This window comes from Amycolatopsis sp. NPDC114503 (assembly GCF_055633655.1).
Genome location: NZ_JBVKDT010000006.1, coordinates 36,988 through 51,178, shown reverse-complemented (window position 1 = coordinate 51,178; position 14,191 = coordinate 36,988). Strand labels below are relative to the sequence as shown.

Annotated in this window: 14 protein-coding genes; 5 read left to right on the top strand and 9 right to left on the bottom strand. The window is 70.3% G+C overall.

The features are described from left to right. Positions 1-206 precede the first annotated feature (206 nt). From ACZ7OI_RS25645 to ACZ7OI_RS25615, 7 genes are all read right to left on the bottom strand, one after another. Positions 207-908, bottom strand: coding sequence for a haloacid dehalogenase-like hydrolase (locus tag ACZ7OI_RS25645; RefSeq protein WP_470267151.1), 702 nt, complete (start codon positions 906-908; stop codon positions 207-209). Between the two features lie 30 nt (positions 909-938). Beyond that, entirely contained in the window at positions 939-1,349 is a 411-nt protein-coding gene (locus ACZ7OI_RS25640; RefSeq protein ID WP_470266724.1) for a YjbQ family protein, read from the bottom strand. Positions 1,350-1,365: 16 nt separating this feature from the next. Continuing rightward, a complete protein-coding gene (locus tag ACZ7OI_RS25635) occupies positions 1,366-2,010 on the bottom strand; it encodes a response regulator transcription factor (RefSeq protein WP_470266723.1) in 645 nt (214 codons plus the stop codon). 24 nt (positions 2,011-2,034) lie between these two features. Next, complete coding sequence (locus ACZ7OI_RS25630; RefSeq protein ID WP_470266722.1) at positions 2,035-3,363, bottom strand: sensor histidine kinase; 1,329 nt, start codon at positions 3,361-3,363, stop codon at positions 2,035-2,037. Between the two features lie 669 nt (positions 3,364-4,032). Next, positions 4,033-4,251: a hypothetical protein gene (locus ACZ7OI_RS25625; protein ID WP_470266721.1), complete on the bottom strand. Its 219-nt coding sequence runs from the start codon at positions 4,249-4,251 to the stop codon at positions 4,033-4,035. A gap of 8 nt (positions 4,252-4,259) precedes the next feature. Further along, positions 4,260-5,369 carry a fatty acid desaturase family protein gene (locus ACZ7OI_RS25620; protein WP_470266720.1) on the bottom strand — a complete coding sequence of 370 codons (1,110 nt, stop codon included), beginning with the start codon at positions 5,367-5,369 and terminating at the stop codon, positions 4,260-4,262. A gap of 17 nt (positions 5,370-5,386) precedes the next feature. Then, positions 5,387-6,475, bottom strand: a complete 1,089-nt coding sequence (locus tag ACZ7OI_RS25615; RefSeq protein WP_470266719.1) for a ferredoxin reductase — start codon at positions 6,473-6,475, stop codon at positions 5,387-5,389. 92 nt (positions 6,476-6,567) lie between these two features. Here ACZ7OI_RS25615 and ACZ7OI_RS25610 point away from each other — a divergent pair, with 92 nt between their 5' ends. From ACZ7OI_RS25610 to ACZ7OI_RS25600, 3 genes are read left to right on the top strand one after another with little or no spacing between them, the layout of a single operon-like run. After that, positions 6,568-7,245 carry a TetR family transcriptional regulator gene (locus ACZ7OI_RS25610; protein ID WP_470266718.1) on the top strand — a complete coding sequence of 226 codons (678 nt, stop codon included), beginning with the start codon at positions 6,568-6,570 and terminating at the stop codon, positions 7,243-7,245. Between the two features lie 4 nt (positions 7,246-7,249). Next, positions 7,250-7,651: a VOC family protein gene (locus ACZ7OI_RS25605; RefSeq protein WP_470266717.1), complete on the top strand. Its 402-nt coding sequence runs from the start codon at positions 7,250-7,252 to the stop codon at positions 7,649-7,651. Between the two features lie 45 nt (positions 7,652-7,696). Continuing rightward, a complete protein-coding gene (locus ACZ7OI_RS25600) occupies positions 7,697-8,425 on the top strand; it encodes a lipoate--protein ligase family protein (protein WP_470266716.1) in 729 nt (242 codons plus the stop codon). A gap of 90 nt (positions 8,426-8,515) precedes the next feature. On the opposite strand, the gene ACZ7OI_RS25595 is transcribed toward ACZ7OI_RS25600, so the two are convergent. Further along, complete coding sequence (locus tag ACZ7OI_RS25595) at positions 8,516-9,367, bottom strand: Lsr2 dimerization domain-containing protein (RefSeq protein ID WP_470266715.1); 852 nt, start codon at positions 9,365-9,367, stop codon at positions 8,516-8,518. A gap of 146 nt (positions 9,368-9,513) precedes the next feature. Between ACZ7OI_RS25595 and ACZ7OI_RS25590 the strand changes: the two genes are divergently transcribed. Next, positions 9,514-10,908 carry a dihydrolipoyl dehydrogenase family protein gene (locus ACZ7OI_RS25590; RefSeq protein ID WP_470266714.1) on the top strand — a complete coding sequence of 465 codons (1,395 nt, stop codon included), beginning with the start codon at positions 9,514-9,516 and terminating at the stop codon, positions 10,906-10,908. A gap of 55 nt (positions 10,909-10,963) precedes the next feature. Then, positions 10,964-11,533, top strand: coding sequence for a TetR/AcrR family transcriptional regulator (locus ACZ7OI_RS25585; RefSeq protein ID WP_470266713.1), 570 nt, complete (start codon positions 10,964-10,966; stop codon positions 11,531-11,533). An 87-nt stretch (positions 11,534-11,620) separates the two neighbouring features. On the opposite strand, the gene ACZ7OI_RS25580 is transcribed toward ACZ7OI_RS25585, so the two are convergent. Beyond that, positions 11,621-14,164, bottom strand: a complete 2,544-nt coding sequence (locus ACZ7OI_RS25580) for a hypothetical protein (RefSeq protein WP_470266712.1) — start codon at positions 14,162-14,164, stop codon at positions 11,621-11,623. Positions 14,165-14,191 lie beyond the last annotated feature (27 nt).

Sequence of the window (14,191 nt, the reverse complement as noted above, 5' to 3'; positions counted from 1 at the left end):
GCGGTCATCGGCCGTCGGACCTACTTCTCCCCCTAAGGGACTGCTACCCCAGGGGGACCCGACCCTGGTCCCAAGACTGACCTTCGGCCTAGAGCAACGCGCTGATCAGGGAAAATAGGCTGGCATTCGGCCAATGAGAGGCGTAGCCGGCCCAGAACAGGGGTTGACGGCAAAGTCGTCCGAACGAGTGATCCCGGTCGCTTGCCTCAGGGCAGTCCGAGCACCGCCGCGCGGACCGCGGACAGATCGGCGAGGTCCGGCAAAACCAGATGCGCGCCGGCTTCGGCCAGCTGTCCGGCGGAAAACCGGCCAGTGGCAACGCCGATCGCCATCGCGCCGTAATCGAGCGCTGCCTCGATGTCATTCGGAGTATCGCCGAGAATCACCACGGATTCAGCGGGAAATTCCCTGCCGTGCTTCGCTTCCGCGGCTTTGACGGCGTGCGGGACGAGGTCCGCGCGGTTCGGCGACAGCGAGCCGTAGCCGCCGATCTCCAGATCGAGGTGCTCGTCGAGACCGAGCGCGGCGAGCTTGTGCCGCGAGATCTCCGGCAGGTTTCCGGTGACGAGGGTCTGCACGACCCCGTCGGTCCCGGCGAGATCGGCGAGCACGGCCGCCGCGCCCTCGAGAGCCCGGCCTTCCTCGGGCAGCGTTTCGCGGGCGCGTTCGACGGCCGCGGTCAGCTCCCGCCACATCCGCTGGATGGTTTCCTCGTCCGGTTCGATCCCGTGCATCCTCAGCACGTCGGCGGTGATCGCGCGTTCGGTCCGGCCGCCGAAATCCGGGTAGGCACGGAACTCCGCGCCGGTCGCCGCGGCCAGCGCCGAGCCGTACCAGCCGATGCCGAGCCCGGTGTAGTCGACGAGCGTGTGGTCGATGTCCCAGAGCACCAGCCGGTGCGCGCGAATGGCTGTCACGTCCGCGATGCTACGGCGGGATCAGCCGGTGAGGTAGCTGAAGCGGACCCGGCGGACGGGGTTGTCGACGTTGGTGTCCACCAGGCAGACCGACTGCCAGGTGCCGAGCAGCAGCACGCCGCCGAGCACCGGCACGGTCGCGTACGGCGGGAGGAACGCCGGGAGCACGTGGTCGCGGCCGTGTCCGCCGGTGCCGTGCTGGTGGCGCCAGCGGTTGTCGCGGGGGAGCAGGTCGTCGAGCGCGGAGAGGAGGTCGTCGTCGCTGCCCGCGCCGGTTTCCAGCACCGCGAGCCCGGCCGTCGCGTGCGGCACCCACACGTGCAGCAGGCCGTCGGTGGCGTCGGCGTCGCGCAGGAACCTCTCGGCCTCCCGGGTCAGGTTGTGCACGACGGCGGTGTTGCCGGTGTGCACCTCGATCTCGGTGGAGTACATGCCGTCAGGGTAGGCGTCAGGAATCGAGATAGCGGAGCACGGCGAGGACGCGCCGGTTGTGCCCGTCCGACGGCGGCAGGCCGAGTTTGCCGAAGATGCTCGTCACGTACTTCTCGACCGAGCCCGCCGACAGGAACGCCTCGGCCGCGATCGCGGAGTTCGACCGGCCTTGCGCCATCAGCCCGAGGATCTCGCGTTCGCGGGGCGTCAGCTCGGCGAGCGGACCGGATTGGCCGGTGGTCGCGAACAGCTGGCGGACGACTTCCGGATCGAGCACCGTCTCTCCGTCGGCGACACGTTCCAGCGCGGTGAGGAAGTCCGACACCTCGGCGACTCGGTCCTTCAGCAGGTAGCCGACCGCGCCTGCTTCTCCGGCGAGGAGCTGCTTGGCGTAGTTGGTTTCGACGTACTGCGAGAACACGAGGATCGCGCAGCCGGGCCGTTCGGCGCGGAGGTCTATCGCCGCGCGCAGGCCTTCGTCGGTGTGGGTCGGCGGCATCCGTATGTCCACAATGGACACATCGGGCCGGTGCTCGCGGACGGCTGTCCGGAGGTCGTCGGCGTTCTTCACCGCCGCGACTACCTCGTGGCCGCGCAAGCCCAGGAGTTCGGCCAGGCCCTGGCGCAGGATTGCCGAGTCCTCCGCGATCACGATCCGCACGATTTCCCCCTCATTTCACCGAGCTTAGCGGGGCAGCGGGAGCGTCGCGGTGACTACGGTCGGGCCGCCGTCCGGGCTCGACACGGTCAGCTCGCCGTCGACAGGCCGGAGTCGTTCGGCGATTCCGGACAGGCCGCCTCCGGGGATGATCGCGGCACCGCCGGGGCCGTGGTCGCTGACAGTCAGCCGGAGTACGTCTTCGTGGTCTTCGACCAAGACGGTGCATCGTCCGGTGCCGTGTTTTGACGCGTTGGTCATGAGTTCGGCGGCGGCGAAGTAGACGATTGTCTCCAGCGAAGGGGGCGGGCGGCGGCTCAGTTCCACTGAGACTGTCGCGGAAAAGTCGGCTGAGCTGGCCAATGTGGACAGTGCGAGGCTCAGGCCTTTGTCCAGCGCTGCGGGGTGGATGCCGCGGGCCAGGTCGCGGAGTTCGATGAGGGCTTGTTTGGCGTTGCTGTGGGCGGTGTCGACCAGGGTGCGGATCTGGTCGAGGTTGACGGTGTCGGCGGCTAGTTCTTCTTTTGCCAGACCGAGTTTCATCGCCATGGCGACCAGCTGGGCTTGGGCGCCGTCGTGGAGATCGCGTTCGATGCGGCGGAGTTGTTCCGCTGCTTCGTCCAGGGCGGTGGCGCGGGTTTCTTCGAGGAAGCGGACTCGTTCGAGGAGGCCTGGGTCGCCTGCCAGGGTGCGGAGGAGGAGGCGGTCGACTTCGGTGAGGACGTGGACGACGGCGGGCCAGACGGTCAGGACGGCGATGCCGAGGAGGCACCAGCCGAGGGAGCCCAGCCATTCGAAGCTCTGGATGTTGAAGACCGGCAGGCCGTGGCCGCGGCCGGGGCTGGTCGCGAGGAGCCAGGTGAGCGGGTAGGTGAAGGAGGCCAGGCCGAAGAAGCCGAGTGCTCCGGCGCCGATCAGGGCCAGGAGGCCGAAGGGGAGGCGGACCAGGAGGTAGGCGACGGATCGCCAGGCTGTCCGGTCGCCGAGGCGGGCGGTGAGCCAGTTCCAGAGGCCGGGGTCGAGGTCGGTTCTGGGCGGGGGTGGGAGGGGGAGGTTCAGGAATCTCGCGGCGAGTCTTTTGTGCAGGCTGCCGAGGAGTCTCGCGGTGCGGAGGACGCCGGTGAGGATGAGGAGTCCGGCTAGGACGGGGGTGAGGGCGATGCCTATCGCTGTTCCGGCGAGGAGGAGGACTACGGAGAGCAGGGGGAGAGGGCCGGTGATGGCCAGCCAGGCGGCTTCGGAGAGGCCTTGGCGGGTGGTGGCGGGCCATAGGCGGCGGAGGAGGGTGGGGGTTAGGCGGGTGACCTGGGGGGTGGGGCCGCTGAGGGGGTGGCGGCGGTGTGGCTGGGGGGTCACTTGGTTGAGTTTGCCGGGGTTGGGGGCGCGGGGCTACGGGGGTGGCCTGTGGGGTGGGGCGGGGGGTAGCCCTACCTCGTCGCCTGGCGGCGACATTGCGCGTGGGTGGGCTGGGGCACCCCGAAGCTCATTGTGATGACGGACGGCGGGTGCTTGTCAAGGCGGGAAAGATGCCTTGACAAGCACCCGCCGTCCGCATTTTTGGCTTCGTATCGGGGTGCGGGGGTGGTGTGGGTGCGTTGGTGGGTTTGTGTGCGCGGGTTGCGGTTGGGCAGGTGGGGGCGCGGGCTCTGGTGGGTTGGTGAGCTGGGTGCGCGGGCTGCGGTTGGGCAAGTGGGGGCGCGGGGCTGGGTGCCCTGGTGAGTTGGGTGCGCGGGCTGCGGTTGGGCAGGTGGGTGCGCGGGGGTCTGGTGGGGTGGCGAGTTGGGTGCGCGAGGTGCGGTTGGGTGGTGGGGGCGTGGCTTGGGTGCCTGGGTCGCGGCGGGTTTGCGGTGGCGGCTGGCATCCGATGTGGCGATGGCGCAGGTCGTGAAGGGGGCCTGACAAAAACAAAGTCCCTCAGGGTTCCCCTCACGGACTTGCGTTGGTCGTGAGGGGAACCCTGAGGGACTCAGCGTCTGTGAGGGTGGCCCTCACAGATCGCCCGGTCAGGGCAAGACGAGGCGTGGGTCAGTCTGCCTCGGGGGTCTTGTCCAGACGGGCTTCGTCTTCCTTCGCGCGTTGGGCCGCTTCGCGCATTTCGATTACGTCCGTGAACCAGTCGCCCGTTTCGCGGGCTATGTCGCGGACCGCGCCGGTGATGATCGTGGCGATTTTGCCGATGTGGTTGGCTGCGGACTCCGTCAGCTCCTGCACGGTGTCCTTGCCACTTTCGAATGGGCCGACCATGGGCTTCCTCAGGCTGCTCGGAGTTGCCGTTCGGGGTCCACGGTAGCGGCCGGGCCCGGTTTTCCGGGAAGGGCCAGCCGTGCGATTTTCTTCGCTACCGACCACAGCTGCTTGTGCAGGGGGCCGGTGTTGTAGGGCAGGCCGTAGCGTTCGCAGATTTCGCGCACTTCTCCGGCGATCTGCGGGTAGCGGCGCGCGGGCAGGTCCGGGAACAGGTGGTGCTCGATCTGGTGCGACAGGTTGCCCGAGAGAATGTGGAACAGCGGGCCGCCGGTGATGTTCGCGGAGCCCAGGATTTGGCGCAGGTACCACTGGCCGCGCGTTTCGTTCTCGGTCTCTTCCTCGGTGAAGCTCTCGACGTCCGCCGGGAAGTGGCCGCAGAAGATGATCGAGAACGCCCACAGGTTGCGGACCAGGTTGGCGCTCGCGTTGCCCAGCAGCGTCAGCGGCGCGAGCGGGCCGGTGAGCAGCGGGAACAGGACGTAGTCCTTGCCGATCTGGCGCGAGGCCTTGCGGACGATCCGGCGCAGCACCGGCACGTTCTCCGCCCAGGTTCGCTCGCCCTTCACGACCCGCTCGACCTCCAGGTCGTGCAGCATGACGCCCCACTGGAACAGCAGCGCGAGCAGCGTCGCGTACACCGGGTTGCCCAGGTAGTACGGATGCCACTTCTGCGCCGGGTCCATTCGCAGGATTCCGTAGCCGACGTCGCGGTCCTTGTCGACGATGTTCGTGTACGTGTGGTGGATGTAGTTGTGCGAATGCCGCCAGTTCTCCGCCGGCGCGACGGTGTCCCATTCGAAACGCTGCGAGCTCAGCTCCGGGATGCGCGTCCAGTCGTACTGGCCGTGCATCACGTTGTGGCCGATCTCCATGTTGTCGAGGATTTTCGCCGCCGACAGCGCCGCGACGCCCGCCAGCCACGCGGGCGGCAGGAAGCCGGCGAACAGCAGGCCGCGGCCGGTCACCTCCAGCGCGCGCTGGGTTTTGATGATCTTGCGGATGTACTCGACGTCTTCCTCGCCGAGATCGTCGACGATCCGCTGGCGCAGTGCGTCGAGTTCGCGGCCGAATTCCTCGACCTGGGCGGGGGTGAGGCGGTCCTGCAGACCCGTCATGATGCTTCCTCCGGTGGTCAGGCGTCGATTTCGACGTCCCCGACGGGGACGCTGACGCAGAGCTGGATTTCTTCGTTCTCCTCGCCGGAGACCTCGCCGGTGCGGGCGTTGCGGACGCGTCCGGCGGTTTTGAGCTGGGTGCAGGAGAAGCAGATGCCCATCCGGCACCCGTGTTCCGGCGTCAGGCCCGCGTCCTCGGCCTGTTCGAGCAGCGGCTTGCCGGAGTTGTCGCACTCCCGGCCGCTGCGGGCGAAGCGCACCCGGCCCTCGGCGGCCGAGGTGTCGAAGGTCAACGGCGCTGCCGTGAACTCTTCGGTGTGCAGTTGTGCACTCAATCCCTCGTTCTCGAAGAGTTCACGTGCGGCCGCCATCAGCGGAGCCGGGCCGCAGAGGAACGTCTCGGCCTCGCGGAACCACGGTGCGGCCTTCTCCAGGTGGGTGACGGAGAACAGACCGTGCAGGTCGCCGCCGCGGCGGGCGTGGGTGTGTGCGTTGACCACTCGGAACGCCGGGTGCCGGGCGGCGAGTTCGGCCAGTTCGGCGCGGTAAAGGGCGTCCGCGGGGGTGTTCGAGTAGTGCAGGAACACGATCTCGCCGGGGTGGCCCTCGGCGACGAGCGTGCGGGCCATCGCGAGCACCGGCGTGATCCCGCTGCCGCCGCTCATCAGCACGATCCGGTCCGGGCGCGGCGACGGCAGGGTGAATTCGCCATCCGCAGGCGAAAGCCCGACCACCGCGCCGACGGCGGTGTCCTGCAGATGCCGCGACACCAGCCCGTTCGGGTCGGCCTTCACGGTGAACTCCAGGTCGTCGCTGCCCTGCGTGCCGCACGGCGAGTAGCAGCGGGTCCGGCGGACGCCGTCGATCTCCACCTGCATCCGCACGTACTGCCCGGCGCGGAAGCCCTGCCACGCCCGGCTCGGCCGCACCGTGAAGGTGACGGTGTCCGGCGTCTGATGCCGCACGGCGGTGACGCGGCCGCGGATCTCGCGGCGCACCAGCATCGGGTCGACCAGTTCGAGGTACCGGTCCGCGCCGTGCGGGGTGAGCAGCGCCTCGGCGAGCGAGACGAGTCCGCGCACGCGGCGCGGGAGCAGTGCGGTCATCACCCCTCCAGAAGTTGAGTGCACAGTCGTACACTGACTAGTGTGGGGGCAAGGCCGGGGGGCCTGTCAACGCGGAAGCGAGGTGATGTGACGTGGGCCATGCGGCGATCGCCAGTACGCTGCTCGACGTGTCAGCAGCCGAGGAGCCGGCCGGCCCGGTGAGCCGGCAGGAGCGCAAACAGCGCACCCGTCAGGCGCTGCTCGACGCGGCGCTCGACCTGCTTGCCGACCGGAGTTTCGCCAGCCTTTCGCTGCGCGAGGTCGCGAAGGGCGCGGGCATCGTGCCGACGGCGTTCTACCGGCATTTCTCGTCGATGGAGGAGCTGGGCGTCGCGCTCGTCGAGGAGACCACGCGCACGCTGCGCGGCATGCTTCGCGGCGCGCGCACCGAGCAGCGCGGTTACGGCGGCATGATCCGGGCTTCGGTTCACACGCTGCACCGGCACGTCCGCGAGCACGAGGACCACTTCCGGTTCGTCACGCGCGAGCGCTACGCCGGCGCCGGCGCGGTGTCCCGGGCGATCGCGGTCGAGATGCGGATGTTCTCCAGCGACCTGGCTCTGGACCTGGTGCGTTTCGATCCTCTGCGCACCTGGCCCACCGAGGACCTGCACCTGCTGGCCGACCTCATCGTCACCGCGATGCTCGGCACGGTCGCGGAGCTGCTGGACATCCGCCCCGGCGACACCGCCGCCGACGAGCGGACCTTGGTCGCGGCGGAAAAACGGCTCCGGATGATCCTGCTCGGCGTGCCGCACTGGCAGCCTTAGCGGCATGGCCTTCCTGCAGCTGACCGCGATCATCGTCGACGACTACGACGAGGCAATCGACTTCTTCACCCGCGCCCTCGGCTTCGACCTCGCCGAGGATTCGCCGTCGCTCACCAACGACGGCCGCCCCAAGCGATGGGTCGTCGTCCGCCCGCCCGGCGGCGAGACCGGCATCCTGCTCGCCAAGGCCGACGGCGACCGGCAGTCCCGCGCGGTCGGCGACCAGCACGCCGGCCGCGTCGGGTTTTTCCTGCGCGCGGACGACTTCCTGGCCAGCTACCAGCGGATGCGCGACGCCGGGGTCGAGTTCCTCGGCGAACCGCGGACCGAGCCGTACGGCCAGGTCGTCGTGTTTCGCGACATCGCGGGCAACCGCTGGGACCTGCTCGGCCCGGCCGCGTCCTGAGCCTGCTCTACGATCCCGAAGTCCAGCAGATCGTGGAGGAACGCTATGCCGAGCGGGTCGGAAGTCCGAGCCGAATTCACCGACCCAGCCGAAAACCTGGCGTTCGACGAGGCACTGCTGCGCGAGGGTCCGGCGGGGCCGGTGGTGTGGCTGTGGCGGAACCCGGTGTGCGTCGTGGTCGGCCGCGGTCAGCGGATCGCCCGCGAAGTCCGCGTCGACGAATGCGCTCGCGACGGCGTCCCGGTGCTGCGACGAGCCAGCGGCGGCGGCACGGTGTTCCACGACCCGGGCAATCTCAACGTGACGCTCGTGCTTCCCGGCCCCGCGCCCCGTCCGCTGGAAATGCTCGGCCTGGTGATGTCCGCCGCGGTGGAGAAACTCGGTCTCCCGGCCCGAATCGGCGACCGCGGGATCTTCGTCGGCGACGCGAAGCTGTGCGGCTTCGCGGTGTTCCGGACCAAAGACGTGCTGCTGGCGCATTCGACGCTGCTGGTCGACACCGACGCCGCCCGCGTCGGCGCGTACCTCACCGGTCCGCCGCCGGATCCGAAGCCGCTGGATTCGCACCGGAGCAAGGTCGCGTCCCTGGCCGACCACGGCGTGCGGCTGCCGCTGCCGGAAGTGGAAGACACCGTCCGCGCGGCCGCGGCGGGACTGCTCGGCCCGCTTCCGCCGCGCGAACCGACGGCGGGGGAGCTGGAGCGGCAGCGGTCATTGCTGTGGAGCCGCTACGAATTCCCGGACTGGCATGCCGAGGGACGCCAGCGTTCGTAATCGCCTTGCGCGGCAGCCAGTTCTGGGCCGGATGCCGTGAAGGGCTCCTTGAGGGAATCAGATTCCCTCAAGGAGCCCTTCACGGACGGATCAGTTGGCGGAGGAGGAGAACAGCACCGGCGGCACTTCGCTGGCCGTACGGCGGCGCGGCTTGGCGGCTGCCTTGACCGGTGCCGGAGCGGCGGTCTTTGCCGGGGCTGCCTTCGCGGGTGCCGGAGCGGCGGTCTTTGCCGGGGTCGCCTTCGCGGGCGCGGTTGTCTTGACCGTCGCGGACTTGGCCGGGGCGGCGGTTTTCGCCGGGGCTGCCTGCGCGGGCGCCGTCTTCGCGGGTGCGGATGCCTTGACCGTCGCGGTCTTCGCCGTCTTGCTGGCCGGGGCCTTGACCGCAGTGGCCTTCGTCGTCTTGGCAGCGGACGTCTTGGCCGCGGCAGGCTTCGCGGTCTTGGCAGCGGGCGTCTTGACTGCGGCAGCCTTCGCGGTCTTGGCAGGCGTCTTGGCTGCGGCGGCCTCAGCCGACTTGGTCGCGGCGGCCTTCGTCGGCTTGGCCGCCGCGGCCTTGGCCGGAGCCTTGCGCGCGGTCCGGCTTACCGTCCCGGTCGCGCCACCCGTTCGGGCAGTCTTCGCCGTGGTCTTCGCGGCACCGGCGGCCGCGGTCTTCTTGCCAGCAACGGCTTTCGGACCCTTGCCCGCCGCGGCGGTCTTCTCCGCCACCGGCTTCGCTCCAGCCTTCGCCGCCTCCGCGATCAGCCGCGGCCGAAGCTTCCGTCCGCCCGTGCGGCGACCGGCCTTCGCGTACTTCTCCAGCAATCGCCGCAGCGCGGCCGCGTTGCGGGTGCCGAGGTCGATGTCGTATTCGGTGCCGTCCAGTGCGAACGCGACGGTTTCCGCCGCGCGTCCGCCGGTCAGGTCGTCCAGAGTGCGGACAGCGGTGTTCCTCGCCATGGGAGCCTCCCGTGCTCGATCGTGGTCGTGCGTGCAACCGGCACGGCGACGACCCAGAATTCCGCGGTGCCGCCGGTTTCTTGCAGCTCTCTCACGAGAATACCGGCAGGCTTGCGCGAACCTGCGCGGTGGTGTGCGCTGTGCGCATGGCAGCAGAGACTTTCGACGTCGTGGTCATCGGGGCGGGTCCGGTCGGGGAAGTGGCCGCCGAACGGGCCGCCATGTGCGGGCTGAAGGTGGCGCTCGTCGAACACGAACGGTTCGGCGGGGAGTGTTCGTACTGGGCGTGCATCCCGAGCAAGGCGTTGCTGCGCCCGGGAAATCTGCTCGCCGCGGCCAAACGGATGCCCGGCGTGCCGATCGGCGGCGCGCTGGATCCGGAGAAGGTGCTCGCGCGCCGCGACTGGTTCACCGGCAAGGGCGACGACTCCGGCCAGGTCGAATGGGCGCGCGGCGCGGGCATCGAACCCGTGCGCGGCTACGGCCGGATCACCGGTGAGCGCGAAGTCACTCTCGACGACGGCCGTGTTTTCTCCGCCCGGCACGCGGTGATCGTGTGCACCGGCAGCGTCCCGCGCACGCCGCGGATTCTGGGACTGGACACCATCAAACCGTGGGGTTCGCGGGAAGCGACGTCGGCGACCGAGGTGCCCGGACGGCTCGGCGTGCTCGGCGGCGGCGTGGTCGGCGTCGAGATGGCGCAGGCGTGGGCCCGGCTCGGCGCGCAGGTCGACCTCGTGATCACTGGCGACCGCCCGTTGCCGCGGCTGCCGGAGTTCGCCGGCGACCTCGTGCTGGACGGGTTGCGCGAGGCAGGCGTCCGCGTGCACCAGAACTCCGGGCTGAGCGAAGTGTCCGTTGTGGACGGTGGGACGCGGCTGAAACTGGCTGGCGGCGACGAGATCGTGGTCGACGAACTGCTGGTCGCCACCGGTCGTGCGCCCGCGACCAGCACCATCGGTCTGGACGTGCTCGGCCTGCCCGCTAACGGTCCGCTCCAGGTCGACGAAAGCGGCCGGGTGTCCGCTGTGGAGGGTGGCTGGCTGTACGCCGCGGGCGACGTCACCGGCCGCGCTTTGCTGACCCACCAGGGGAAATACGCCGCCCGCGTCGTCGGCGACTCAGTCGCCGCCCGTGCTCGCGGCGAGGAGATCTCGACCGAACCGTGGAGCCGCTACAGCGCGACCGCCGACCATCACGCGGTGCCGCAGGTGGTGTTCACCGATCCGGAGGTGACGTCGGTCGGCCTCACCGAGGCGCGCGACGGATCCGCGGACCGGGTCGTGGACATCGACATCGCGGTCGCCGGTTCCTCCCTGCACGCCGATGGGTACCAGGGCAAAGCGCGGATGGTCGTGGACACCGAACGCGGCGTCGTGCTGGGTGTCACGTTCGTCGGCCAGGACGTGGCGGAACTGCTGCACTCGGCGACGATCGCCGTCGTAGGCGAGGTGCCGCTGGACCGTCTGTGGCACGCCGTCCCCGCGTTCCCGACGATCAGCGAGGTGTGGCTGCGGCTGCTGGAGGCTTACGGGCTCTGATTCGGGCGGTGTCGTGTCGCTTAAGCGGTTGCGGCGCTTCGGGTAGCGTCGGGGCATGACCAGTGCCCCCGTTCCCGGCCGTCGTGAACGCAAGAAGGCGGCGACCCGCCAGGCGCTGGCCGACGCCGCCCTGCGGATGTTCCTGGAGCGCGGCTACGACCAGGTGACCGTTCGCGAGATCGCCGACGCCGCCGACGTGTCCACCACCACACTGATGAAGCATTTCCCGACCAAGGAAGCTCTTGTCTTCGACCGGGAGCCGGAGATCGACGAGGCGCTGGTCTCGGCGGTGCGGGACCGCCCGGAGGGCATGTCGGTGCTGGAGGCGCTCCGTGCGCACATGCACGTCCGGGCGACCTCCGGCATCCGCGCGGAGGCCGAACCGCTGCTGCGGATGGTGCGGGAGACGCCCGCGCTCGCCGAGTACTGGCACAAGATGTGGATGGGCCACGAGCACACGCTGAGCCGGGTGATCGCGACGGAAACCGGTGCGCCGGAGGGGGATCCGCGGTGTGCGGTGCTGGCGCATTTCGCGCTGGAGACGGCTTCGCTGGCCGACCGGTCGGACGACCCGCCCCAGGTGGTGGATGTGGCGTTCGACCTGTTGGAGAACGGGTGGCAGTGAGGGTTTCGGGGGACGGCGGTTGTCGCTGGGTCGTGCGTGGCGAATGGCGGGCCTGGCTGACGGAGGGCTAGTCGCGGAGCCGTCTGCTCAGGACGGCAGCTGCAAGTCGAGCGCACCCTTCGCGGCGCGGGCCAGGCCGGGATCGTCCGCAGTGGACGGTCCCGGTTGCCAGACCGCCTGCACGATCCGCACGCCGTTCCCGTCGACCTTGCTGGCGTAGGCGGCACCGTCGAACTGCGGCGGGCCTGACGGCCATTTGCCGGTCTCCGTGGCGACGTCCAGGATTCCGCCGCCGCCCGGGTTGTCGGCGATCTGCTTGAGGTGATTGGCCTGTCCGGCATCGGGGAACTCGACCACCGCGACCGTGACCGCGGCCGGACGCCCGTCCACGAGCGCGGTGTAGCTCGCGCGGCGGACCGCGGAGCAGCTGGTCTGCTGAAGACTCGCCTGGACGTCCCCGAAAGCGTGCGAGGCGCACTTCTGGTCGGCGCTGTTCGCCCGGGGCTCGAAGGTGAGAGTCGGCGCCGGCGGGGCGCTCGGCTTGGCGCTGCTCGGCACCGGGCTCGGCGCGCTGCTGGGCGGCGCACTGCTGGCAGGCGGTGCGGCGGCAGTGTCGTCGCCGCCGCTGGTCGCCACGACGATCGCCGACACCACCAGTGCGACCAGCAAGACGATCGCCGCGATGGGCACCCACTTGACGGTCCGGGAGCCCGGTTTTCCCGGCGCGGGCGGGGTGTTCGGCCCGGCTCCAGAGGCCGCGCCCGCACCTGCTGCGGTGGGAACCTCTGCCCCAGCTCCGACTGCAGCCCCGGCTGTCCCCGTTGCTCCGACGGCTGGAGCCGGTCGCACAGGTTGAGGCGCACCTCGCGGCGGACTCTCCGGCACGACCGGCGGAACGGCCCCGAGCGGACGCCCGGCACCCTGCGGCTTAGCCGGAGACGGCATCTTCTCGGTCGGAGCCTCGGGCGGGTCAGTCGATTCGGTGGGCGCCTCGGACAGCGATGCCAGCTCGATCGACGGAATCTCCGGCCGGGGCGGCCGCACCGCGATGATCTTCGGCCGCAGCACCGGGGGAGGGCCGGATTTCGGTGCGGCGGAAGGGTTGCTGGGGGAAGCAGCACCCTTCGACGGCATGGAGTCAGCGGATCCCGAAGCGGCGCCGGGGAAGACGGGAAGCCCCTGGGCGTTCCCCGGGCTTTGCGGTCCCGGACTGGTCGCGGGGGCTGCACCCGCGGCGGTTTTTCCAGCCGCGGCCTTGGAGTCAACAGCGTTGGATCCAGCCACGCCGAGACCGGCGGCGCTCGATCCGGCCGGACCGGATTCGGAGGTGTCTGGCGGGGTTGCAGTGGGAGTGACGGTGCCGGACTCCGCTCCGCCCGACCCGACAGAGTCGGCTTGGGTCGCGTCGGAGCTGGCGGGGGCCGGTTGAACGGTGCGGGTTTGGGTCGCACCGGAGCTAGCGGCGGAACCGGCCACCGGTTTGACAGTACGGGTTTGAGTCGCGCCGGAGCTGGCGGCGGAACCGGCCACCGGTTCGACGGTGCGGGTTTGGGCCGTAGTGGAGCTGGCGGCGGAATCGGCGGCCGATTGAACGGTGCCGGTTGGGGCCGCGTCGGAGCTGGCGGTGCCAGAGTCGGCAGTGCTGGCCCGGACCGAGCCAGGAACGGCGTTGCCCGAACCCGGTGCGCCGGAACCGGCGGCGACGGACCCAGCCGGATCGGGCACAGCGGCCGCACCGGACATCGCCGCGCCTGCCGCACCAGCGCCGAGCCCGGCAGCCGCGGTCCCCGCGGAGATCCCAGTCGGGCTGTTCGACGCCCCCATCGCGGCACTCGAGCCAGCCTTGGCTCCAGCGCCTGCGGGAACAGCAGGGCTTGCCGTGCTTGGCGAGGCAACGGAGTTCGTCGCGGCAGCGCCGGGCGAGGAGACGCTCGGTGCCCCAGACCCGGAGTTCGCAGCAACCCCGCCGCCAGCAGCAGCGGGACCGCCGAAGCCCGCCGGAGATCGAGGTCCAGGAGGAACCGGAACATCATCCGCGAACCGAACGAACCCTTCCCCCCGCAAAACCTCGTCCGAAAGCTCCGGCGCGTCCGGTGCCAGCGCCGAGATCAACGCCCGGGCCTGGTCCACCGAGCGCGGATGCCGGGCCGTGGCCAGGGAGACTGTTGCCGCCAGCATGGTCGTCGGCGTCGGGTGCAGGACCCGGACCGGGCCCGCGAGGTCGCCCGGCGGCTGGTCGACCGTCTCGACATACGGGCCGACTGCCACGATCGTGCCGACCGGGCCTCCGCCGAGTTCCGCTATGCGGCGTTCGCATTCCTGGGAAAGGTCGAGTGCCTCGGTCGCGGGGTTGACGTCGTCGCCGTGGACGAGGGGCCAGCCGTCCGCTTTCCACGGTCCGCTCAGCGGGGCTTCGAGGCGCAGGGCCGGGTCGGGCAGGTCCACGCCGATCACCACGAGCACGCCCGCGGGAAGCACCACGACCGCCTCGACCGGACGGTCCCCGGTCGGGCGGGCCCCGACGAGCGCGACGCCGCCGATCACCGTGCTCCCCCGGCCGAGGGAGGCCAGTGCGGCCCGCACGTCTTCCGCGACGCGCGAGGGCTGTTGCCCGAGACGGACCAGTCGCACCGAAACTCTCCTGTCGAATCCGCAGCG